This window comes from Metapseudomonas otitidis (genome assembly GCF_900111835.1).
In the GTDB taxonomy this organism is placed as follows: domain Bacteria; phylum Pseudomonadota; class Gammaproteobacteria; order Pseudomonadales; family Pseudomonadaceae; genus Metapseudomonas; species Metapseudomonas otitidis.
In genome coordinates this window covers 1-1,247 of record NZ_FOJP01000047.1, presented here as the reverse complement: position 1 = coordinate 1,247, position 1,247 = coordinate 1, and the positions used below count along the sequence as shown (strand labels likewise).

The following is a 1,247-nucleotide window of genomic DNA, read 5'->3' as shown; positions in this document are numbered from 1 at the left end:
GAGTACAAGTTCAAGGTCAACCAGAACGGTACCTACTGGTATCACAGTCACTCGGGGCTGCAGGAGCAGGTCGGCGTATACGGCGCGCTGGTCATAGATGCCAAGGAGCCCGAGTCCTTCAGTTACGACCGTGACTACGTCGTACTGCTGAGCGACTGGACGGATGAAAATCCAGCGCGGGTACTGGCCAAGCTGAAGAAGCAGTCGGACTACTACAACCAGCACAAGCGCACCGTCGGCGACTTCATTGATGACGTAAGCGAGATGGGTTGGTCCGCCGCCGTAGCCGACCGCAAGATGTGGGCCGAAATGAAGATGAGCCCGACTGATCTCGCCGACGTCAGTGGCTACACCTACACCTACCTGATGAACGGCCAGGCACCTGATGGCAACTGGACCGGCATATTCAAACCGGGCGAGAAGATCCGTCTGCGTTTCATCAATGCCTCGGCCATGACGTACTTCGATGTGCGTATCCCCGGCCTAAAAATGACGGTAGTCGCGGCCGATGGCCAGCACGTCAAACCAGTCAGCGTCGATGAGTTCCGTGTCGCCGTAGCCGAGACCTACGACGTGATCGTCGAACCAGACAGCGAACAGGCGTATACCGTGTTTGCACAATCCATGGATCGCACTGGCTATGCGCGCGGCACCCTTGCGGTACAGGAAGGGTTGAGTGCTCCGGTACCAAGCCCCGACCCGCGCCCACTGATCGCGATGGGCGACATGGGTATGGATCACGGCAGCATGGGCGGCATGGGCGGCATGGATCACGGAAGCATGGCCGCAATGGACCACAGCAGCATGGCGGGTATGGATCACGGCAGCATGCAGGGTGGCATGGCTGGGATGGATCATAGCCAGATGGCCGGAATGGATCATTCAGGCATGGCAGGCATGGCAGGCATGGCAGGCGCCATGCAGGCACACCCGGCATCAGAGACCAATAACCCGCTGGTCGACATGCAGACCATGACGCCGACACACAAGCTGGACGATCCAGGTATCGGTCTGCGTGATAACGGCCGGCGCGTCCTTACTTACTCTGACCTGCGCAGCACCTTCCCTGATCCGGACGGGCGTGAGCCAAGTCGCACCATCGAGCTGCACCTCACCGGACATATGGAGAAATTCTCCTGGTCCTTCGATGGAATCAAGTTCTCTGACGCCGAGCCTCTGCGCCTCAAGTACGGCGAGCGTGTTCGCATCACGCTGGTCAACGACACCATGATGACTCACCCGATCCA

1 protein-coding gene is annotated in these 1,247 nt (G+C 59.2%); it reads left to right on the top strand.

Features of this window, described 5'->3' with window-relative positions; genetic code table 11:
- On the top strand, positions 1-1,247 hold a 1,247-nt coding region (locus tag BM198_RS29270; protein WP_074974307.1), incomplete at both ends, for a copper resistance system multicopper oxidase.